Source organism: Picosynechococcus sp. PCC 7117, from assembly GCF_001693275.1.
Classification (GTDB): domain Bacteria; phylum Cyanobacteriota; class Cyanobacteriia; order Cyanobacteriales; family MRBY01; genus MRBY01.
The window spans coordinates 358,687-380,396 of record NZ_CP016477.1 but is presented as its reverse complement, the minus strand read 5'-3'; the positions used below and the strand labels follow the sequence as shown (position 1 = coordinate 380,396).

At 49.7% G+C, this 21,710-nt stretch carries 23 protein-coding genes; 10 read left to right on the top strand and 13 right to left on the bottom strand.

Annotated features, from left to right (window positions below):
• Positions 1-229: 229 nt before the first annotated feature.
• Together ftsH2 and petL are read left to right on the top strand one after the other, a co-directional pair.
• Positions 230-2,116, top strand: a complete 1,887-nt coding sequence (gene ftsH2, locus AWQ22_RS01815; RefSeq protein WP_065709992.1) for an ATP-dependent zinc metalloprotease FtsH2 — start codon at positions 230-232, stop codon at positions 2,114-2,116.
• Positions 2,117-2,253: 137 nt separating this feature from the next.
• Positions 2,254-2,349: a cytochrome b6-f complex subunit PetL gene (gene petL / locus AWQ22_RS17340; protein ID WP_099240448.1), complete on the top strand. Its 96-nt coding sequence runs from the start codon at positions 2,254-2,256 to the stop codon at positions 2,347-2,349.
• A 173-nt stretch (positions 2,350-2,522) separates the two neighbouring features.
• On the opposite strand, the gene nblB is transcribed toward petL, so the two are convergent.
• The 4 genes from nblB to purM all read right to left on the bottom strand — a co-directional run bounded on the left by nblB (position 2,523) and on the right by purM (position 5,287).
• Positions 2,523-3,179, bottom strand: coding sequence for a phycobilisome degradation protein NblB (gene nblB / locus AWQ22_RS01810; protein ID WP_062431990.1), 657 nt, complete (start codon positions 3,177-3,179; stop codon positions 2,523-2,525).
• Between the two features lie 31 nt (positions 3,180-3,210).
• Positions 3,211-3,675 (bottom strand): CBS domain-containing protein, encoded by a 465-nt coding sequence (locus tag AWQ22_RS01805; protein ID WP_065711597.1) that lies wholly within the window; start codon positions 3,673-3,675, stop codon positions 3,211-3,213.
• Positions 3,676-3,762: 87 nt separating this feature from the next.
• Entirely contained in the window at positions 3,763-4,209 is a 447-nt protein-coding gene (locus AWQ22_RS01800) for a hypothetical protein (RefSeq protein ID WP_062431989.1), read from the bottom strand.
• A 52-nt stretch (positions 4,210-4,261) separates the two neighbouring features.
• The gene (purM, locus tag AWQ22_RS01795; RefSeq protein ID WP_065709991.1) at positions 4,262-5,287 is read right to left on the bottom strand and encodes a phosphoribosylformylglycinamidine cyclo-ligase; all 1,026 of its coding nucleotides are present in this window, start codon (positions 5,285-5,287) and stop codon (positions 4,262-4,264) included.
• Positions 5,288-5,619: 332 nt separating this feature from the next.
• On the opposite strand from purM, the gene AWQ22_RS01790 reads away from it, so the two are divergent.
• Positions 5,620-6,486 carry a septal ring lytic transglycosylase RlpA family protein gene (locus tag AWQ22_RS01790; RefSeq protein ID WP_065709990.1) on the top strand — a complete coding sequence of 289 codons (867 nt, stop codon included), beginning with the start codon at positions 5,620-5,622 and terminating at the stop codon, positions 6,484-6,486.
• Between the two features lie 19 nt (positions 6,487-6,505).
• Entirely contained in the window at positions 6,506-8,032 is a 1,527-nt protein-coding gene (locus tag AWQ22_RS01785; RefSeq protein ID WP_065709989.1) for a bifunctional pantoate--beta-alanine ligase/(d)CMP kinase, read from the top strand.
• A gap of 3 nt (positions 8,033-8,035) precedes the next feature.
• Here AWQ22_RS01785 and AWQ22_RS01780 read toward each other — a convergent pair whose 3' ends face one another.
• Positions 8,036-8,785 carry an RNA methyltransferase gene (locus AWQ22_RS01780; RefSeq protein ID WP_065711596.1) on the bottom strand — a complete coding sequence of 250 codons (750 nt, stop codon included), beginning with the start codon at positions 8,783-8,785 and terminating at the stop codon, positions 8,036-8,038.
• Between the two features lie 452 nt (positions 8,786-9,237).
• Here AWQ22_RS01780 and fusA point away from each other — a divergent pair, with 452 nt between their 5' ends.
• Positions 9,238-11,325, top strand: coding sequence for an elongation factor G (fusA, locus tag AWQ22_RS01775; RefSeq protein WP_012305975.1), 2,088 nt, complete (start codon positions 9,238-9,240; stop codon positions 11,323-11,325).
• A 155-nt stretch (positions 11,326-11,480) separates the two neighbouring features.
• Here fusA and AWQ22_RS01770 read toward each other — a convergent pair whose 3' ends face one another.
• Positions 11,481-12,086 (bottom strand): HupE/UreJ family protein, encoded by a 606-nt coding sequence (locus AWQ22_RS01770; protein ID WP_030006116.1) that lies wholly within the window; start codon positions 12,084-12,086, stop codon positions 11,481-11,483.
• Positions 12,087-12,250: 164 nt separating this feature from the next.
• Between AWQ22_RS01770 and pbpC the strand changes: the two genes are divergently transcribed.
• The 4 genes from pbpC to gloA all read left to right on the top strand — a co-directional run bounded on the left by pbpC (position 12,251) and on the right by gloA (position 16,743).
• A complete protein-coding gene (pbpC, locus tag AWQ22_RS01765) occupies positions 12,251-14,569 on the top strand; it encodes a penicillin-binding protein 1C (RefSeq protein WP_084449027.1) in 2,319 nt (772 codons plus the stop codon).
• A 651-nt stretch (positions 14,570-15,220) separates the two neighbouring features.
• A complete protein-coding gene (locus tag AWQ22_RS01760; RefSeq protein WP_232321445.1) occupies positions 15,221-16,039 on the top strand; it encodes a transporter substrate-binding domain-containing protein in 819 nt (272 codons plus the stop codon).
• Entirely contained in the window at positions 16,021-16,305 is a 285-nt protein-coding gene (locus tag AWQ22_RS17045) for a transporter substrate-binding domain-containing protein (RefSeq protein WP_232321443.1), read from the top strand. The genes AWQ22_RS01760 and AWQ22_RS17045 overlap by 19 nt, the downstream gene beginning before the upstream one ends.
• 42 nt (positions 16,306-16,347) lie before the next feature.
• The gene (gene gloA, locus AWQ22_RS01755) at positions 16,348-16,743 is read left to right on the top strand and encodes a lactoylglutathione lyase (protein ID WP_065709987.1); all 396 of its coding nucleotides are present in this window, start codon (positions 16,348-16,350) and stop codon (positions 16,741-16,743) included.
• 90 nt (positions 16,744-16,833) lie between these two features.
• On the opposite strand, the gene AWQ22_RS01750 is transcribed toward gloA, so the two are convergent.
• Positions 16,834-17,763: a putative selenate ABC transporter substrate-binding protein gene (locus AWQ22_RS01750; RefSeq protein WP_065709986.1), complete on the bottom strand. Its 930-nt coding sequence runs from the start codon at positions 17,761-17,763 to the stop codon at positions 16,834-16,836.
• Between the two features lie 83 nt (positions 17,764-17,846).
• Between AWQ22_RS01750 and AWQ22_RS01745 the strand changes: the two genes are divergently transcribed.
• A complete protein-coding gene (locus AWQ22_RS01745; protein WP_065709985.1) occupies positions 17,847-19,487 on the top strand; it encodes a rhomboid family intramembrane serine protease in 1,641 nt (546 codons plus the stop codon).
• On the opposite strand, the gene AWQ22_RS01740 is transcribed toward AWQ22_RS01745, so the two are convergent.
• The 6 genes from AWQ22_RS01740 to AWQ22_RS16675 form a co-directional block, all read right to left on the bottom strand.
• On the bottom strand, positions 19,461-20,390 hold the full coding sequence (locus tag AWQ22_RS01740; RefSeq protein WP_065709984.1) for a nuclease-related domain-containing protein: 930 nt from the start codon (positions 20,388-20,390) through the stop codon (positions 19,461-19,463). The genes AWQ22_RS01745 and AWQ22_RS01740 overlap by 27 nt on opposite strands.
• Positions 20,391-20,435: 45 nt before the next feature.
• The gene (locus tag AWQ22_RS17335) at positions 20,436-20,705 is read right to left on the bottom strand and encodes a hypothetical protein (protein ID WP_030006110.1); all 270 of its coding nucleotides are present in this window, start codon (positions 20,703-20,705) and stop codon (positions 20,436-20,438) included.
• Positions 20,702-20,920 (bottom strand): hypothetical protein, encoded by a 219-nt coding sequence (locus AWQ22_RS01735; protein ID WP_030006109.1) that lies wholly within the window; start codon positions 20,918-20,920, stop codon positions 20,702-20,704. Before AWQ22_RS01735 ends, AWQ22_RS17335 begins: the two co-directional genes overlap by 4 nt.
• Before the next feature lie 112 nt (positions 20,921-21,032).
• Entirely contained in the window at positions 21,033-21,329 is a 297-nt protein-coding gene (locus tag AWQ22_RS01730) for a helix-turn-helix domain-containing protein (protein ID WP_065709983.1), read from the bottom strand.
• Entirely contained in the window at positions 21,326-21,508 is a 183-nt protein-coding gene (locus AWQ22_RS17330; RefSeq protein WP_065709982.1) for a type II toxin-antitoxin system RelE/ParE family toxin, read from the bottom strand. Before AWQ22_RS17330 ends, AWQ22_RS01730 begins: the two co-directional genes overlap by 4 nt.
• Entirely contained in the window at positions 21,489-21,653 is a 165-nt protein-coding gene (locus AWQ22_RS16675) for a hypothetical protein (protein WP_157094565.1), read from the bottom strand. The genes AWQ22_RS17330 and AWQ22_RS16675 overlap by 20 nt, the downstream gene beginning before the upstream one ends.
• Positions 21,654-21,710: the final 57 nt, after the last annotated feature.

Sequence of the window (21,710 nt, the reverse complement as noted above, 5' to 3'; positions counted from 1 at the left end):
TCCCAGAAAGTTGCTATCAAAATGAGAATTAAGTTAAATTTAGTTAAGACATCGTCATAAAAATGCCAATTTATAGGCAAAGCCCCTAAGCAACGCTTTCTTTTCATATTGCTAACAAGCGCGGAAACCTTTGCTTCGTGGTGCGCCCCTAGGGATTGCAAAGATGAGTGGCCTAGCGCTACTTCTCGCCGCATCCATTTATTGAATCAAACATAACAAAGATTAACCCATGAAACCATCTTGGAAAACCGTTGTCCTCTGGGCACTTCCCCTACTCGTGATCAGCTTTTTTGTCTGGCAGGGAGCCTTTTCGGCAAATCCCTCCAACCTCGTTGGTAATAGCGCCAACATCCGCATGAGCTATGGCCGCTTCCTTGAGTATTTAGATGCTGGCCGGGTAACAAGTGTTGATCTCTACGAAGGGGGCCGCACAGCGATCATCGAAGCGGTTGACCCAGAACTCGATAACCGTGTGCAACAAATCCGGGTTGATTTACCGGGCAATTCTCCTGAGCTGATTAGTAAGCTCCGGGACGCCAAGGTAGATTTCGATTCTCACCCTGTCAGCAACAATGGCGCTGTATGGGGCATTCTCGGCAATCTGATCTTCCCAATCCTGTTAATCTCGGCGCTATTCTTCCTCTTCCGTCGCTCCAGTAATATGCCCGGTGGCCCTGGCCAAGCGATGAACTTCGGCAAGTCTAAAGCTAAGTTCATGATGGAAGCCCAAACGGGCATCATGTTCGATGACGTTGCTGGCATCGAAGAAGCAAAAGAAGAACTCCAAGAAGTTGTCACCTTCCTGAAACAGCCGGAAAAATTCACCGCAGTGGGGGCGCGAATTCCCAAAGGGGTACTGCTTGTGGGGCCTCCTGGAACGGGTAAAACTCTCCTCGCCAAGGCGATCGCCGGTGAAGCGGGCGTACCTTTCTTCAGTATTTCTGGTTCTGAGTTTGTCGAAATGTTCGTTGGGGTTGGTGCGTCCCGGGTACGTGACCTTTTCAAAAAAGCCAAGGAAAATGCCCCTTGCTTAATCTTTATCGATGAAATTGACGCCGTTGGTCGTCAACGGGGTGCAGGCATCGGTGGCGGTAACGACGAGCGGGAACAAACCTTGAACCAGCTTCTAACGGAAATGGATGGTTTCGAGGGTAATACTGGCATCATCATCATTGCCGCAACCAACCGTCCCGACGTGCTAGATTCTGCGTTAATGCGTCCCGGTCGTTTTGACCGTCAGGTGACTGTGGACACCCCCGATATCAAAGGTCGTTTGAGCATCCTCGAAGTCCATGCTCGCAACAAAAAACTTGCTGACGAAATCTCTCTCGATGTCATCGCCCGCCGGACGCCTGGTTTTAGTGGCGCTGATCTCGCTAACCTCTTGAACGAAGCAGCAATTCTCACAGCCCGTCGCCGTAAAGAAGCAATCACCATGGCGGAAATTGATGACGCCGTAGACCGAGTGATCGCTGGGATGGAAGGGACACCCCTCGTTGACAGCAAGAGCAAGCGTCTGATTGCTTACCATGAAGTAGGCCATGCGATTGTCGGCACCCTACTCAAGGATCACGATCCGGTGCAGAAGGTTACTCTCATTCCCCGTGGCCAAGCCCAAGGTTTAACCTGGTTCACCCCTAACGAGGAACAGGGTTTAACGACGAAATCTCAGCTAATGGCCCGCATTGCTGGTGCCCTCGGAGGCCGGGCTGCCGAAGAAGAAATCTTTGGCCATGATGAAGTAACTACTGGCGCTGGGGGTGATCTCCAACAGGTCAGTGGTATGGCCCGCCAAATGGTGACCCGCTTTGGGATGAGTGATCTTGGCCCGTTGTCTCTAGAAAGCCAGCAGGGTGAAGTTTTCCTCGGTGGTGGCTTTATGAACCGCTCGGAATATTCTGAAGAAGTTGCTTCGCGCATTGATGAGCAAATTCGGATTATCGCCGAAGAAGCCCACCGCCTCGCCCGCAAACTGGTGCGTGATAACCGAGAAGTCATTGATCGTCTCGTAGATCTGCTGATCGAACGAGAAACTATCGATGGAGAAGAGTTTCGGCAGATTGTAGCGGAATACACAACCGTTCCCGAAAAGGAGCAGTTTGTACCACAACTCTAAACCCATAATTTGAGATTAATCTAAGGATCGGGGGGAGCTAGTCACTGACTTGTTCCCTCTTTTCTTGGGTCAACTTTTTGGGGCGATCGCCCTTTCCTTTATAATGAATGGCAATGTTTTTATTAGGACTACATCAGATGGCTGCCATTATTCCTTTTGCGGGTTATATCGTTGTTTTCACTGGTATTGCCCTTGCTGGCTTCCTTGGTCTACGGGCCGCAAACATTATCTAGGGAATTGATTTTTAGCGCGATATTTCGTTAGAAACTCATTCTAAAAAACTGCCCCAGGAGAAATCATTGACATGAAAATCCGAGGCAGTTTTTTGTTGTTTATTCAGTTAAAAATGAATGCTATGGTTAAGCAGAAAAAATTCAAAAATGAGTCCCTTTAATTACGATAAAACCTAATTAAGATGGTGCTTCGCTTCATCGGCCACTGCCACTTGTTCATCCTGGGCTAGGGTTTCTAGGAAGGGCTTAACTTCTTCACCCCCCAGCCGTCCTAGGGATTGGGCCAAACGGTAGCGCACTTGCCAATCGGGATCAGCAATAAAGGGAGTTAATAGTTCAATGGCGCGGCGATCGCCTAGATCTCCGAGGGCACTGATCGCGCTGGTGCGTACTAACTCTGTTTCTGATTTGAGGGCTTCTTTGAGTAAATCGAAGGCATTAGGATTGCCCAATTCACCGAGGGCTGCCACGATGCTGAATTGCAACAACCACTCCGAGGTGGAATGGTACACCTGGGCCAAATCATCATAGGCTTCGGCAATTTTTAAGCCGGCGATCGCATCGGCGGCGGCTGCCTTGACATCCAATTCCGAATCGTTAAAAAGGGCATGGCGGAGTAGTGCTAAAGCCTCTGTTTCAAAGCCTTGGCCCACCGCATCCATTTGACTGACCGCCGCATAACGTACCCGTGCTTCGGGATCACTCAGGAGGGGCTGAATCAGGGGAAACGCATCCTGGGACGAAAAAGCCCGGAGCTGATTTAAGCCGGAAATGCGATCGCCAAAGCTATCGGAAGAAAGCAGTTGTCGGACGGATTCGAGGGAAGCCATGAAGATGTTTTACCAAATGAAACAATGGAATTTAAGAGGCCTGGGCCATTGCTCGAATAATATCACCTTGGGTAATGATCCCAATGACTTTTTCGCTGTCTGGGGTAATGACGGGTAAACGACCCACGTGTTTCTCATGCATTAAGTGGGCCGCTTCCCGGACAATTTTTTCGGGGTGGATCGTGTAAACTTTTTTGCTCATGACTTCCCCCACCGTTTGGCCGAGGGCCTTGTGAATCTCAGCGTCGTGCTTGGCGGGATTTTGCAGATAAATCACACTATCCAACAACATGATGTAGGGGGGCGTATCTACCCCTGTTTCTTGCCAGGTGAGGTCACTGTCTGAAATGATCCCCACCAATTTACCCTGACCATCAACAACGGGAAGGGCGCTAATTTTTTTCTCCACAAGGAGGGCGATCGCCGTTTGGAGCGAATCATCTGCTTTGACCACGGCGGGATCGGGGGTCATGACTTCAGCCACGGTTTTGGTAATCATGATGCCAGCTTAGGGGATTTTTAGGATTTTCTGTCTTTATTTTAGGAAAATCTCGCTTTATTGTGGGGTTCTCGTAGTAGATCGTTACTTCGAGGCTGATTCAAGCTGGATAGATTCAGCCATGGCCGCTTCTAAATCGGCAATCAACTGATCCAGGTCGGGGCCATGGGTTTGCCAACAGGTTTCAGGGCTGGGGTCAGCTTGGTAATACACCAGTTTCACCTGCCCGTCACCAATGCAGAGGATAATCACTTCCTGCTCAAAGTCTGCCCCTGCAATGATTCCCAGGATTTCCTGGAGACGCCCCCCCACCCGTCGATTCAAGGTCTGGAGGGTTTCTGGGGAGCAGGGCACAAAATGGGGCTGGGGTTTGAGGTCAATGCCGAGGATCGTGCCGTCGTGGTGCCATTCCTGCTGGAGCCCCCAGGCGAGGGCCGTCAGTTGGGAGCGGTAGTCTTGGACGAACCAATCCACGTGCGATCGCCATTTTTCCCTGGGTTGCGGGCCTTGATTGTCGAAGGAGGAAAACATGAACTCAAACCCAATATTAGTAACTATTAATCGTTGGCAAGGATGACCGTAGCTATTGTAGCCCGAGGACTTCCCCTTGACCTGCGACCACCGTACCCACTTGCCAAGCCGCGATCCCCTGGGCCTTAAACCAAGCAACATTTTCCGCCGCTTTGGGGGCCGGCACAATCACCACATAGCCCACGCCCATATTGAAGGTGTCCCACATGGCCGATTGGGGGACATCGCCCATGGTTTGCAGCCACTGGAAAAGGGTGGGAATCTCCCAGGTGCTCGGATCAATGGCCATGGATTGATTGGCTTGGAGGCACCGGGGCAGATTTTCGGGGAGACCGCCTCCGGTGATGTGGGCCATACCGTGGATCTCCATGTTGGCCTTGAGGGCACCTTGGATCGCCTGGACATAGATTTGGGTGGGCGTAAGGAAGACTTCACCGAGGGTTTTGCCCTGAAATTCTGCGGGTTTGTCGTTCCAGGACAATTGATTCGTTTCAATGATTTTCCGCACTAGGGAAAAACCATTGCTGTGGACACCGCTACTGGGTAAGGCGATCGCCACATCGCCGACCTGCACTTGGGAGCCGTCTAAAATTTCGCTCTTTTCGACGATCCCCACACAGAAGCCCGCAAGATCATATTCCCCTGCTTGGTAAAAACCCGGCATCTCCGCTGTTTCGCCCCCCAGAAGCGCACAACCACTCTGCTTACACCCTTCAACAATCCCGACAACCACCTGGGCCAATTGTTCCGGTTCGAGCTTGCCCGTTGCTAGATAGTCGAGGAAAAAGAGCGGTTCGGCCCCAGAGGTGAGGATATCGTTGACACACATTGCCACCAAATCAATGCCGACGGTGTGGTGCTGATCGGTCTGGTGGGCGATTTTGAGCTTTGTGCCCACCCCATCCGTACCGGAAATCAACACCGGTTGACGATAGCCAGCGGGAATTTCGAAGCAGCCGCCAAACCCACCGAGGCCACCCAGTACCCCCGGTCGGTATGTGCTTTCGACGTTATCCTTGATGGTTTTGACGAAGGAACGCCCTGCTTCGATATCTACTCCTGCTTGTTGGTAGTCCATGCGATAAAAATTCTTTATGAATTGGTCAAGGGAAATTGTCGAGTCTGACAAAACTCGAAAAGCAGATTTTACCGTGCTTTAACTTTATTCGTTGCCATTTATTTTGACCTGAAACCCCATTTTCGACTCTGTGTATACGGATGTGAAGCCAAAAAAGCCTGTGTTACTGTATGTCGGCTTAAGAAATGTAACGTGATCACAACGTTCTGACTTAGGTGTGGGTAAGCGCATTTTTTGGATGCAACGGCCCCTTTGACCAAAGGAAACCCTCTACTGTCAATTGTTTTTGGTGAGGCATGGTTTTCGGCGGTAGTTGAATTCAATTTTTTTTCATGACCTTAAAACGTAAACATTTGCTCGCTTTGTCTGCTGCCTTTACGACCTTTGCTCCCTTGAGCTTGACCGCAGCACCAACCCTAGCAAATACGGATACGTCTCCTCGTGTTCTGGCCCGTACTCAAGTGACCGCTGCGGCAGAACGTTTAGAACCAATTGCGACGTTGTTTTCTTATCCCCACGAAGAACGGACTGCTACCACCCTCTACGTCAATCAACTCCCCGTTCTCACGTTTCTCAATTCTGGTGATGCCGCCGATGATGAGGCCCAGGCGATCGCCCAAAAAGTTTCCCAAGAATTAAATACCCTCGTTGCCCAAGCGGACTTTGATGCCACGAAATTTTCTGCAAGTTGGCAGGCCGCAGGCAAATATGACTTGCTCTATGACAATGCACCCTTGATCACCCTAGATGATTCGGTTTTCCTCGCGGATCGGACGGGCAATGAGACCCAGGATGCTCTGATTGCGGTGAATCGCTTCCGGCGGATCCTCGGTGGTGCTGAACCCATGGCGGCGATCACCAATGCCCCCAAGGCAAAAAATGTGGCGGGTGCTGGCCTGAAGGTACAACGCACCATGCAAGGCCGGGCCTCTTGGTATGGGCCAGGATTCCATGGCCGACGCACGGCGAGCGGCGAACGGTTTAATCAAAATGCGATGACTGCCGCCCACAAGAGCTTACCCTTTGGCACAAAGGTGCGGGTAACAAATGTCCGCAATGGTCGTTCTGTGGTGGTGCGCATCAATGACCGTGGCCCCTTCACCCCTGGTCGCATTATCGATTTGTCCAAGGGTTCGGCCCAGCAGATTGGGTTAGTCAGTGCTGGCGTGGCTACGGTAAAGTTAGAGGTTCTGAACTAACGTCTCCATCCCTTAGCCGATGAAAGTTGTACGCACCCTTGCTGGATTACAAACGGCGATCGCCCAGGTTGCCCCGAGGCAAAAAATTGGTTTTGTCCCCACGATGGGGGCACTCCACCGAGGCCATGGCAGTTTAATCCAACGGGCAAGGGTGGAAACAGACTTTGTAGTGGTGAGTATCTTCGTTAATCCTCTGCAGTTTGGGGCCAACGAAGATCTTGACCACTATCCCCGGCAATGGGAAGGCGATCGCCAATTTTGTGACGACTTGGGGGTAGACCTCATCTTTGCCCCCACAGTAGCCGAAATGTATCCGGGGCCAGAACCAGTGCAGATCTTGCCGCCTCCTGGGTTGACCAGCGGGCTTTGTGGTCGCTTTCGTCCAGGCCATTTTACGGGGATGGCGACGGTGGTGGTGAAACTGTTGCAATTGGTACGGCCAGCGATCGCCTATTTCGGTGAAAAGGACGCCCAACAACTGGCAATTATTAAACGGCTGGTGCAGGATTTGCATCTACCCGTCACTGTCCGGGGTTGTCCCATCGTCCGGGAGCCATCGGGGTTAGCGCTCAGTTCCCGCAATCAATATCTATCTACTGCCGAAAAAGCCGAGGCGATCGCCCTTTCCCAAGCCCTCCAAACTGCCCAAGCGCTATTTCAAACGGGGGAACGGCACGCAGGTCGGCTCATTGCGGCAGCCAAAGAAACCCTCGCTAAATTTCCGGGGGTACAACTGCAATATTTAGAATTAGTCGATCCAGAAACCCTGACGCCCCTGCCCCAGGTGCAAAAATCTGGTTTACTGGCGATCGCCGCCTATGTCGGTCAAACCCGTTTGATTGATAACACCATGCTAAAAACCCGTCAGCCGATTATTGCCATTGATGGCCCCGCCGGAGCTGGTAAATCTACCGTTACCCGCCAAGTGGCCGAGCAGCTCAAGCTTCTCTTTCTAGATACCGGGGCAATGTACCGGGCGATCGCCTATCTCGTTTTAGAAAACAACATCAATCCCCAGGATGAAGTTGCCGTCGCCGAACTCGTCAGTACCGCCACCATTACCTTAGTGCCCCCCAAGGCGCCCACCGAACCCATTACCGTGCTGGCGAATAACCTTGATGTGACCCAGGCAATCCGCACGCCGACTGTGACAAAACACGTATCCGTTATCGCCGCCCAAGCCGCTGTCCGCCAAGCCCTAGTGAAGCAGCAGCAACGCCTCGGTGAAAATGGGGGCCTCGTGGCAGAGGGGCGCGATATCGGTACCCATGTGTTTCCCGATGCCGAACTCAAGATTTTCTTGACTGCCACCCCTGCCGAACGGGCCAGACGCCGCGCCAAGGATCTCGCCTCCCAGGGAGAAACCAACATTGACCTAGGACAACTAGAGGCAGAAATCACCGAACGCGATCGCCTTGATAGTACCCGCGCCATTGCTCCTTTGACCAAGGCTCCCGATGCGGTGGAGTTAATTACCGATAACCTCAGCATTGAGGCGGTGGTCGCTAAAATTATTCATTTATATAAAGGTATAAATCAGGCCTAAATATTATTCGGGTGAAGCGGCGTTGGCGATCGCCCATTCCACCTGTCGTAAAATTCCCCGTAACATCGCCACCTCGCGGCTACTGGGGCTGGCTCGGTGGTACAAATTCCGAAACGTTTCCATCCGTGAGGCACTGGTGTGGGGATACAGAAATCCCACCTGCAACAACACCCGCTCTAGGTGCTGGTAATAGCCCTCTAATTCACTGAGATCGGCCAGATCCGGGACTGCTGTGGTTATTTTTCTTGGGACAAAAGTGGGTTTTTCGGTGGCTAAACTGCGCAATTCGTAGCCACAAACAGCGACCGCCTGGGCCAAATTCAAGGATGTATATGCATCCCCCGTGGGAATGCAGACCAGCCTTTGGGCTTGGTTTAATTCGCCATTGCTCAAGCCGTGGTCTTCTCGCCCGAAAATTAGCGCACTGGGTTGATCGTCTTCTAAAAACCAGGGCAAAGCTGCTTTGGGGGTTTCCACAGGCATCGGTAAACTGCGCTGGAGTCCAGTGGTGGCGATCGCCTTTTTGCAACCCGTCAATGCCGTTGTCAAATCGGGAACAACCACCGCCCGTTCGAGAAATTCCCGCCCATGGACTGCCATTAAAAAAGCCTCTTGGCCCAAATGGTTACAATGGGGATTCACTAAGAACAATTGTCCTAGGCCCATATTTTTCATCACCCGGGCAATGGAGCCAAGATTTAGGGCCCCTGCAGGTTCTACAACCACAATCCGAATATGCGTCAAACTCGCCAAGCTATTTTCTCCATCGCAGTGCAACTCCCCATTGTGCCGTGGGCGTGACCCCAAAAAAACCCTGGCGATCGCCAAATCGGAATCTGATTCCATCGGCTCAATATTTGGGTCATGGTTACCTCACCCATTGGCGATCGCCCCCCAAGATCCTTTTAAGTTGACCGCAAGATAATTTACAATCTGTAATGTTGCCATCGTGCCCCGCAAGGATTTTAATATTCTTTGCTGTAGCAAAATATTCAGTTTTCCCAAGACTGGAGCGGCAGCTTATACGAACCAAGCGCGTGACACTTACAATACAAATTAGTCCCTTAACGACTCACCATAAACCACATCGGTTTTAGATTGGCTCAAACAAGACCGAGACGTTTTCAGTTGTACGTCTAATTGCACCGAGTGATCACCCTAGTAAAAATAGTAGTACTTAAATTTTATCGAGCGAACATAAACCTATGAAAGACCTGACCAAATATCGTAATATCGGTATCTTCGCTCACGTCGATGCGGGTAAAACCACCACCACCGAACGTATCCTGAAGTTAACCGGAAAAATCCACAAATTAGGTGAAGTGCACGACGGTGCAGCCACCACTGACTTCATGGAGCAGGAGCAGGAGCGCGGGATTACCATTCAATCCGCTGCCACAAGCTGTTTCTGGAAAGATCACCAGCTCAATATTATCGATACTCCCGGTCACGTCGATTTCACCATTGAAGTTTATCGCTCCCTAAAAGTACTCGACGGTGGTGTCGGTGTATTTTGTGGTTCCGGTGGTGTAGAACCCCAATCTGAAACTAACTGGCGTTATGCCAACGACTCTAAAGTTGCACGGTTGATCTACGTCAACAAATTAGACCGGATCGGTGCTAACTTCTACAACGTTGTGAAGCAGGTAGAAAATATCCTGGCGGCAACCCCCCTGGTAATGACCCTGCCGATCGGTACAGAGAGCGAATTTAAGGGCGTTGTTGATCTGCTTACCGAAAAAGCTTGGATTTGGGACGAATCTGGCGATCCGATGAACTACGAGATCACCGATGTCCCCGAAGACATGAAGGATCAAGTAGCAGAATACCGCGAAGCCCTCGTCGAACTCGCTGTCGAACAAGACGACGAGATCATGGAAAAATACCTTGAAGGCGAAGAAGTCAGCATTGACGAAATCAAGGCTTGTATCCGGAAAGGAACCCGTGAATTGGCTTTCTTCCCCACCTACTGTGGTTCCTCCTTTAAGAACAAAGGAGTACAACTGGTTCTCGATGCGGTTGTGGACTATCTCCCCAACCCAATGGAAGTCAATCCCCAGCCGGAAACGGACATTGAAGGGAACGAAACGGGCAACTTTGCGATTGTTGACCCCGAAAAGCCCCTCCGTGCTTTGGCATTCAAGATTATGGACGACCGTTTTGGGGCCTTGACTTTTACCCGGATTTACTCTGGGATGCTCAAAAAGGGTGACACTGTCCTCAACACGGCCACGGGCAAAACTGAGCGCATCGGGCGGATGGTAGAAATGCACGCCAACTCCCGTGAGGAAATCGATGAAGCCCAAGCGGGTGACATCATCGCCATCGTCGGGATGAAGAACGTCCAAACGGGTCACACCCTCTGTGATAAGGACAATCCGGCGACCCTCGAACCGATGGTCTTCCCCGACCCGGTAATCTCCATTGCGATCGCCCCCAAAACTAAAGGCGGCAACGAGAAAATGGGGGTTGCCCTCAGCAAGATGGTGCAAGAGGATCCCTCCTTCCAGGTAGAAACCGACCAAGAGAGCGGTGAAACCATTATTAAAGGGATGGGCGAACTTCACCTCGATATTAAAGTAGACATCCTCAAGCGTACCTACGGCGTGGAAGTAGAAGTGGGTAAACCCCAGGTTGCCTACCGTGAATCGATCACCAAGGTCATCAACGACAGCTATACCCACAAGAAACAGTCTGGTGGTTCCGGTCAATTCGGGAAAATCGACTACACTATTGAACCTGGCGAATCCGGTAGCGGCTTCCAGTTCGAGTCCAAGGTCACTGGTGGTAACGTTCCCCGTGAATTCTGGCCCGCCGTTCAAAAAGGTTTCGAGCAATCCATCGAGAAGGGTGTGCTGGCAGGTTTCCCCTGTGTTGACCTGAAGGTGACTTTGACGGATGGTGGTTTCCACCCGGTTGACTCTTCGGCGATCGCCTTTGAAATCGCCGCCAAGAGTGGCTACCGTCAAACCCTACCCAAGGCTGGCCCCCAAATCCTCGAACCGATCATGAAGGTGGATGTCTTTACCCCCGATGATTACGTTGGGGATGTGATCGGTGACCTCAACCGTCGTCGTGGCATGATCGAAGGTCAAGAATCCGGTGCCACTGGGATCCGCATCAAAGCCAAAGTGCCCCTCAGTGAAATGTTCGGTTACATCGGTGATCTGCGTACCATGACCTCTGGCCGTGGTCAGTTCTCCATGGAGTTCTCTCATTATGATCCTTGTCCGAAGAATGTTGCGGATGAAGTGATCAAGGAAGCTAAAGAACGGGCGGAAGCGAATAGCTAACCATTAGACGATGCTCTCCCACCGGGCGAGATTAGAACCAAAAAGCCGATTGGTGAAAATGCCAGTCGGTTTTTTCTTTGGTCGCCATCAACCCATTAAAAAACTCTCCACTGAAACCCGGAGAGTTCTTTGATCAAACCTGTCAGTATCGCTGCTTAAATGCTTTGGGCCAAGACCGCCACACCAGCGACCACCATCATCACCCCAGCAATGCGGAAAAATTGAATCTGTTGACGACGCAAGGCCAGAAAAGCCGTTCCCATGCCGATGAGGTGTAAGCTCGCAGTCCCCGCCAGGAAACCGAGGGCATATTGAAGACCTTGGGCATTGGCAGGCATTTCAGCGCCGTGGGCATAGCCATGAAAAACGGCCAGTGCCCCAATAATGAGACTACTCCACAGCAACGGCAGACGGGTGCCAAAGAAAACAAAACAACCTAACAGTAGATCGGAAAAGATAATGCCAACCTCGATCCCTGGTACGGTCATGCCGACCATGCCGAGCAAACCGCCCACCAACATCAGTCCCAGAAAACTCAGGGGGAGTAAAAAACGCCCTTGCTTTTCTTCGACTTGAACGGCCCAAATCCCCACCGCTAACATGGCAACGAGGTGATCGAGGCCCCCAAGGGGATGTTGAAAGCCATGCCAAAAGCCAGCGGTTTCGTGGCCGCCAACGTGGGCGATCGCCACTGATGGCAGAAAAACGCAAAGCATCGCCCCAAGAAATAACAAACCGTGCCGAATGTGACGCTGACCCATGGTGTCGCTCCTTTGAAACATTCCAATTTTAGTGAACAATCCCATGGGTAATATCGCTTTGGTGATGAGTCTTAAAGATTCGCTTTATTCGGTAAAACTGCAAAATATAAAATATTAAGCCTTTGGGCGATCGCCCCAGAAAAGGGCTACAACTACGAAAAGAGATGAGGCCCAAGCTGCTTGTGTTGCTGCGTGACTGGCTCCTAAAAATTTGGCGACGATCGCCCCTCCCTCTAAAAATGATCGCTGTCCTGGGGGCGATCGCCTTGGTGGTGCGTTTAACGCCCTTCCTGATGCCCTTGCAAGCAGCGGATATTGCCCAAACCGACCAAGCCTTTCGCTTTTATGACCGCAATGGTTTGTTTTTGGGGACAGTCCTCAGCGCTGACCAAGAAAATACCTCTGTTGTCAGCCTCGATGAAGTTTCGCCCTATTTTCAGCAGGCAATTATCGCGGCGGAGGATGGTGATTTTTACCACCATGGCCCCCTGGATCTCCAGGCGATCGCCAGGGCCACTTACCAAGCCATCAAACATCAAAAAATTGTCAGCGGGGCTTCGACGATTACGATGCAGCTTGCCCGGATGTTAGGCGATCGCCCCCGGACTTTGCACGCGAAACTCCAGGAAATTTGGGTCGCCTGGCGTTTAGGGGCGGGCATGAATCGCCAAGAAATTCTCACCGCTTACATTAACCGTTTACCCATGGGGGGCAATATCTATGGCGTTGAGGCGGCAGCTCAGATTTATTTTGGTGTGGCGGCAGCAGATCTTAATTTGGCCCAGGCGACCCTCCTTGCGGCCATTCCCAACAGTCCCACCTATCTCAACCCCTACCACTATTGGGACAATCTCAAACAACGGCAACGGTATGTGTTGGAGCGCCTCGTCGCCGAGGGAGAACTTTCTCCAGAACAGGCGGATCGGGTTTTTCAGGAAGCCGTTACCCTGCAACCGCGTCACCAGGGCATTCTCAGTGCGCCCCATTTTGTTTTTTTGTTAACAGACCAATTGGACACCAGCCAAAACCCCGTGATTCGCACTACCCTCGATAAAAATCTCCAGGATTTTGTTGCGGCACAGGTGCGCCAGAGCGTTTTAAATTTAAACCAAAATCATGTTCACCAAGGAGCGGCGATCGCCATTGATAACCAAACCGGCGAAATCTTGGCCTATGTGGGATCTACGGATTACTTTACGCCCCAAGGCGAAACCGATGGGATACAATCCCTTCGGCAACCAGGCTCCACCCTCAAGCCTTTTCTTTATCAATTGGCCCTAGAAAACCGCATCATTCGCCCCAATACGATTTTGGCGGATATTCCCACCTACTATGCCATTCCCGACGCCAAACTCTATGAACCCACGGACTACGATGAAAAATTTTTAGGCCCGGTGCGGGTGCGTCTCGCTTTGGGAAATTCCCTCAATATTCCGGCGGTGCGGGTTTTAGAAAAAGTGGGCGTTGAGGCATTTTTACAACGTTTGCACCAATTGGGTTTTCAGCATTTAACCGAAGCCCCCGACTACTATGGCTTGGGTCTCACCCTGGGGAGCGGTGAAGTAACCCTGATGGAGTTGGCCAATGCCTATCGCACCTTGGCTAATGGCGGGAAAAAAAGTGATTTGGTGAGTCATTTTGCTCATCCGGAATCAGCCACAACATTTCTCAGTGACTCCTCAACTTGGCAACTGATTACCCAAATGCTGAGTGATAAACAGGCCAGGGCGATCGCCTTTGGGGTCGATTCGGCGTTAAATTTACCATTTCCAGCGGCGGTCAAAACGGGAACATCCTCAAATTATCGTGATACCTGGGCGGTGGGGTTTAGCGAAAAATACACTGTCGCTACCTGGATCGGTAACTTCGATGGCACACCCATGCAGCAAGTTTCAGGGGTGGCAGGGGCTGCACCGCTCTGGCGCGAAATTATGTTGCACTTGCACCAACAACGTGAGCCCTCAGCATTTTCTGAGCCAGCGGCCATGGTCAAACGTCCTATTTGTGCCCTGTCTGGCAAAAAATCCACGGGCCTTTGTCCAGTCATCGTCCAGGAATATTTTTTCCCAGAAGATCTAGCCGAGTACGAAATGGATTTAGATGACTTTTACCAGGAAATTAACGGCGAGATTCGTCTCGTGTTGCCCCCGGAATATGACCGCTGGCTGGCGACCCAAACGACCTTGGCGATGCCCCAAAGCGGCTTAAAAATTCTGTTTCCCCAAGATGGCGATCGCCTCCTGAGCGACCCCAACAATCCCGGCCAACTGGTAGTCCAATTTCAAACCACGAACCAAGAGCCTGTGCAATGGCGGCTCAATGGCAATCCCTGGCAACCGGATGATCCCCAGAACCCGAAGTTACGACTGACCCCTGGCCCCCAGACCTTAGAAATTCGTCAAGGCGATCGCCAGGATCAAGTCAACTTTTCCGTAGAAGTAGCCCCGTCCCAAACCACGAAGCGGGGATTTTCAGTGAATTAAATGCTGATGTTCTGTCCCCAAAAAGATTCTAAATCTCTTGTAAGTTGGATGATTCATCGGCAGCTAACCCAAAATAAACTGATTTTACTGACTGTGTTGTTTTTTGAAATTGCTTTCAAAGAAAATTAAACAATGATGTCAGTACTTATTTTTTGATTTCTAGCATTTCCCATTGCTGAAAATCAGTGCATATCACCTTAGAAATGCAGCATGTCGTTGCCTCAGAGATGGCGTTCAATCATTTTTAAATATAAAAAAGGCTCCAGAAAATAAATCTGTAAGCCTTGGCAGTACTCAAGTTTTGGTGATCTCAACAACCAGCTTGAGCATTTAATGATGTGTGGGAAGAAACATTAGCTTTATTGTAAACAAGCCAGGGGAAGTAAAGGCCATCGTTACAGAATATGCAACTGCTGTCGTCAATCTACAGGCGAGAAAATCAGGTTTTAAACAGAGATTGATTTTACGAAGTGCTTCACTTGTGTCTAAAAATCAGCTCACCAATAGAATATTGCTAGTGACTACAATGGCACTGTCGTTATTTGAATAATCTTAGGAATGGTTAATGTAAAAAAAGTAGGTGATTTTTTTTCGATCAGGGAACTTAGGCAGAAGGGCCTACAAATTCTTGGCTTAATTGGCTTATCCATCTTGGCCGAAGCACAGATCCAAGTCGGATTGGCCCAAAGTCCTGATAATTTGCCAGACGATGAAGCGGCAGAAATTCTCCAGGTTGGCATTGGCGGCACCCCTCCTTTTTTAGTGGAGTCGGTCAACGGTGACTTTCAAGGGATTGTGCCGGATATCTGGGAAACTATCGCCTTTGTGAATGGCTGGGAATATGAGTTGATTCTGCAAACGGAAACACAAGCGGCCCTGGATGCCGTGGCCACCGGGGAATTAGACCTCCTGGTGGGGCCGTTTAGTATTACCGCCGAGCGTTTAGAAGCAGTTGATTTCACCCAGCCTTTTTTCATTTCTGGATTAGGGGTTTTGCTGCCCGAAGAGTCGCCCCCCATTTGGGAACGGGTGCGGCCTTTTTTCACGCGCACAGCCCTCTCATCGGTGGGGGTTTTGCTAGTGTGTTTATTTCTAGTGGGTAACGGCATGTGGCTCGTGGAGAGACGCCATAATCCAGAAGAGTTCCCCAACCAGTATCTGCGCGGCGTGGGCAATGGGATGTGGTTTGCCCTGGTGACTCTGACGACGGTGGGCTATGGCGATCGCTCGCCCAAAACCCCTTGGGGACGGTTTATCGCCGGAGTTTGGATGTTGATCTCTTTGATTGCGGTTTCTTCTTTAATCGGGGGATTGGCCTCGGCTTTTACCCTTGCCCTCGCTAAATTGCCAGAGGATGCAATCCGTGACCCTGGAGATTTACGCGGCACCCGCATGGCCGTTGTCCAAGGCACACAGGGGAAGCTTTTGCTGCCGAATATCGTGCCAAAGTTGTGCAACGCCCTAGCTTAGAAGAGGCGATCGCCTTAATGGAAGCCGATAAAGCAGACGGTGTAATTTTTGATCGGCCAACCCTGGAGTATTACCTCAGTCAGAATCCTGACTTACCCTTGCGGGTTGCTGACTTTAACCTAAATACCGAAAATTTGGGTTTTGTTTTACCTTACGATAGTCCCCTAGCCCTGCCCCTCGATGTGAGTATCGTGGCCCTTGAAGAAGACGGTACCCTCGTCCGCACTGCCCAAGACTGGCTCCAAGGGAAACTCAATTTAGAATAGACACTAGAAATAGTTTGTTACCAACGGAGAAAAACAGCCCCTATGAAAATGCTTCACACCATGATTCGGGTTGGCAATTTAGAAGAATCCCTCAAATTTTATTGTGATGTTCTGGGGATGAAACTCCTGCGCCAAAAGGATTACCCCGACGGCAAATTCACCCTAGCCTTTGTCGGTTATGGCGACGAGAAAGACAATACCGTGATCGAACTAACCTACAACTGGGACACCGATCGCTATGACCTCGGCAATGGTTTTGGTCACATTGCTCTGGGTGTGGATGATATCTATGGCACCTGCGAAAAAATCCGCGAGCTGGGCGGTAAAATTTCCCGGGAACCCGGCCCCATGAAGCACGGCACCACGGTGATTGCCTTTGTCGAAGATCCCAATGGCTACAAGATCGAATTGATCGAAATGAAAAAGGCCGCCGCTTAGAGCTGATTGATAAAGCCCCCCGGCCCCCAGTCTGGGGGAGATTTTAGGAGGCAGATCAAGAGACTTCTTAGCCTTCAAGAAAACCTTCGTTTATTGGATTTTGCCAATCTGGCGGCCCACAGCTTCGATTTCAGCATAGTTTTCGTTGCTGGTCTGAATAAACTGGGTCGCCCCAAACAAATCAAGAATTTCTTTGTGGTCAGGATTGTTGGGATCGAGTTGGAGCAAAGCCTGTTGAACTTTATCCCGGAAGCCTTCCCCATAGCGCTCGTCCACGTCGGGGGAAATGACCCAGTGATAGTCGTAGTAGGCGGGCGATCGCCAAATCACGTTCACTCTATTGGTATCTACTTCCCCAGCTTCGACGCGACTGTTCCACACCTGTTCATTGAGCATCCCCAGGTCATAGGTGCCCGCTTCGACCAGTTGAATGGTGGCATCGTGGGAGGCCGAAAAACCCACTTCCCCTTGGAAATCTTCAAGAGAGACTCCGGCCTGTTCTAGGTAGTATTGGGGCATCAAGCGGCCAGAGGTAGAGGATTCACTACCAAAGGTGAGGGTTTTGCCTTTGACTTGGGTTAAATCGGCGTCACTGGCTAATTCCCCCAGGCCGCTATTCACATTGGCAATCAGTACCGAGTGGAATTCAGCGTCAATATCCCGTTGGGCGATCGCCTCAGCCCCAGGGACTTGCAATCTCGCTTGGACACCCGTTAATCCACCAAACCAGACTAAATCTAAATCTCCCACCTTAAAGGCTGTGACTGCAGCGAGGTAATCGGTGACGGGTTTATATTCCACAGGAACTCCCAGTTCAGCACTGAGATAATCCGCCAGCAGGCCATAGAGTCGCTGCAATTTTTCAGGATCCTGGTCGGGAATCGCCCCCGTGACCAAGGGTTGCACTGCCGTTGTTGGCGTCTCATTTTCAACGGGACTAACATCCGTAGTCGATGGGGCGGTACAGCCAAAGACACTGAGGGAAAGCAGACAGAGGGCAGACAGGAGCCGTTTTTTCATGGGTAATTTCTCAAGGGAAAGAAAAAGATTTGTTCCCAACTTAAGATAGCAATTAATGTTTTTTCCCCCCAATGGCTTTCGTAATGGCATCTGCTTTGTGGCCCCTAATTTGGTTTTACGCTGTTTCTTTTTCCTGCGGGGTTTTGATGCTCCGTATTTGGCGATCGCCACGACCCCGTCCTCTGGGATGGTTCTGGGTGGCGGGGTTTGTCCTCGTCCTCACCTGGGGAATGAACCTGATTTCGATGGCTTGGGCTGCTTGGTGGGGCGGTATCGCTTGGTTTCTGTTGATCCTCGTGCCATCTTTGGGCTTGCGGCAGATCCAAGGTCTTTTGTCCCGGCAAGATTTTCAACGGGCCTACCAATGGGCTTTGTATTTGCGATATCTCCATCCCTTTGATGGTTGGTGGGAACAGCCGCAGATCATTCGCGCTTTAATTTTGAGTCAACGGGGCCAACTCACCCCAGGCTTAAATCTTTTAGAGAAATACCAGGATCACCCCAGTTTTTTAGCCCGTCAGGCGATCGCCATGGATTATGCGATGCGGTTTGATTGGATGGGGTTGCTGGCTTGGCTCCGGGGAATGGCGCAAACCCCCCAAGAACCTTTGCTTTTGGTTTACTATTGCCGCGCCCTGGGGGAAACGGGTCAACTGTCGGAACTCTTACAACTGGTGCTGAAACCAGAAACCAAAGCGCAACTATTGCGGGGGAGCGATCGCCGTCAGTGGCATCTGGTATTACTATTTACGGCGGCTTTTTGTGGCGAAATCAAGACGGTGCAACGGCTATTAACAGGCCCTCTCCGGGATTATGCCAAAGAGATCAAGGGTTTTTGGCTGGCGATCGCCCACTATGGGGCCGGAAGTGTCTCCCAAGGAAATGCCATTTTACAGACTCTCCAGGAGGACTCAAATAAACGTTTCCGCAATGCCGTCCAGATGCGCCGCCAACATCCTCCCCGACCAGCCCAATCGCTCCTCCTCGTAGACGTTTATCCTGATCTGGCCCGCCTTAGTCGCCTAGTACGGCAGGAAACCCAAGAGCAGCTTTATCAATCCCTCGTGGGCCAACTACCTGCGGGGCAAAAGCAACTTTCGGTGAATTCTGTTTTAGTTGCCGTCAACTGTCTGGTATTCCTGGGGGCGATCGCCGTTAGCAGTCCCGAAAATCCAGAAGCGGTTCTCCAGGGTGGTGGTTTCATTCCCAACCAAGTGTTGCGGGGGGAATGGTGGCGCTTGTTTACGGCGAATTTTATCCATGTGGGGCTGGCCCATCTCTTAATGAATATGGCAACCTTGGCGTTGCTAGGCCCCTTTGCCGAAAAACATCTGGGGCGATCGCGTTATCTCCTTGTTTATTTAGGCAGTGGTTTCGGGGCGACGGTAACGCTGTTTGGGTTGGTGCTGTTGGCCCAGGGCTTTGACTACGAGGCATTTCCGGCGTGGTTGGCCTATCTCACTACAGAAATTCGCTATGGCTACCAGGTGTGGGTCGGGGCTTCTGGCTCGATTATGGGCATGATCGGGGCGATCGCCGTGGTGTTGTGGCAGGGATGGCGACGGTTTCACCTCGAAGCTGCAGGCAGACAATTTCGCTTGATTTGCTTAATTATTGTGATCCAGTTTGCGGTGGATCTGAGTTCCCCGAATGTTAGTTTTTACAGCCATTTACTGGGCCTCTGTTGGGGAGTTACCCTAACCCTTTTGTTGAGGCGAATTTAAGGGGAATTGCTTTTGGCAATCGAAACAGTATGCTTTTCCGTCAAAGCGAATTTTATTATTAAAACAAAACATTGCGACTTTTTTGGAAATAGGTTGCTTACAGCAATAGCAATAGTATTTTGTTTTCTTTGTCTGTTCTATTGAAACGGGGTGCCGATTGTCTCTTTCTCTAGAAATAGAAAATTTTTTATAGTAATCAAACTGAGAAGGTCGATGATAACTGACTAGGTTTTTCGCTATTTGCTGCAATGATTCGGATGAAATTATTTTTGTGATTGAACCAAGAGTTGTCAATATACTTTCATTATTGAGATTGTCTCGTGTTTGTTTATAAAATTCGTCTGACTTAATGACAGCATCTGTTTTAAAATCTTTTGTCTTGGGACGAATTACACGGGACTTTGGCGAAACTAAAACATAAGCAAGAAAATGGGGTTGTAATGGTATTCCTAATCTTTTAGGTAGTATTTCTTCACCCTGGAGAAGGTTCTTTAAAACTTTGATGTGTCTTTTATTTTGCTCAATGGGAGACTCTATTGCCCTGTAGCTTTTCTGGAATGAAACTAAAAATTCGCCATGTTCTGTGATTTTGATACCACGGACATAATGTTTGGTTTCTAAGATATAAAAATCAAGAAATCTATTGATTAAGATATGGTCAATTTGAGCAACTAATCCATTATGTTCAATTCTAAGATCGTGAATAATCGCCCAGTTTGGTGAATTTTTATAATAAAAGTCAATAAAATAAGCAGAATCCTTTTCTCCTTGATTACCAGAGGTGAGTCTCTTTAGCTCTGTTTTTGCCTGCAAAACTTTTGCTTCGGATAAATTAGGTAAATTGATGATCGTTTTTAACTGCTCTATGTTTGCATCAATGGGATCTTTTTCTTTGATGATCATGCTGATTAATTTATAAGGTAGTCCGAATAAAAAATATTATGACAACTAAATTTGTGATAGGAGTTTGTCATATTCTGCGTGGGAACCAATCCAAAACCAAATTATTGTGTCGCCATCTTGTTGGCCAACTGCTCTGTAGTTTTTACTGATGCGAGCTGAGTAGATTGGTAACTTGGGGTGAACCTGTTTAAACCGCAAACTGGGATGGGCTGGATCCTCTTGAAATTGACGATATGCGTGACGTGCTTGTTTTTGAACAGCATTAGGTAAGTTTGCGAGCGCCTTACGAAATTTAGCTGTTGTTCTTGACTTCACAATTCTTCAAATTTTAGTGCTTGAGTTTGGCCTGCCTTATATTCAGCGATCGCCTCAGCTGCTAAATCTGCTAGAAGTTCTTGGGATTGAGCAAAAGCAGTATCCCATTTGGCTTCATCCTCAAGCTCTTCCATAATCAAAGTGGCGATCGCATCTTGCTTTTCTGTATCCAAAGATTGCAGATGTTTAATTGCTTGTTCTAGAAGTTCAGTCATAAAAAAAGCCGTTGTTTTCTAATCAGATTATAGCGGAATTATAAAATTCTTAGACGGTTAGTGGGTTTCAGGGTGATCGCTTAGAATTTCGTTAGAAAAACTATGTAAAGTTCTAAATATTTTCAGACTTAATTAATGTTACCTGAAGCTCACAACCTACAGCCTGAGCATAACGGCGTAGGGTTGCCAAAGAAGGTGAATGCTTGCCATTACTAAGAGATGATTCTAACCGTGTGATAGCGGGGGCTTTAGTTCCCATGCGAGCAGCAACCTCCGCTTGAGAAAGACCAGCTTCTTGCCTTGCTTTGAGCATTTGTCTCAACAATGAAAATTCAGCTTCCATGTCGTCGTACATAATACGCGTTTCAGGATTAGCTAATGCCTTTTTTTTCAGTTCAGTATGATTCATTTATTCTTGACCTCCAACATACGACGTTTGGCAATTCTGAGTTCCTTCGCTGGTGTTTTCTGAGATTTTTTCACAAAGCCATGCAGCATAACGATCCGTTTCCCTACTAGCGTGCAGTAAAACACTCGTGCAATCCCTTCTCTACCTTTAATGCGAAGTTCAAATAAGCCATCTGACATAGGGTCGGGTATGGGGCATACCGAGATGGGAACCAAACTCTAGCATTAGATCCGTGAGACGAAAATACTTAGCCGCCAAACTCGGTGGGAGTTCAAGGATGAACTTCTCAACATCAGGGTAAGGGTATTCAACGCTCCAGGACATAGCCTCAACATAACATAAATGTTACATTTTTTTTGAATTTCTAGGAGGTTGCAGGGC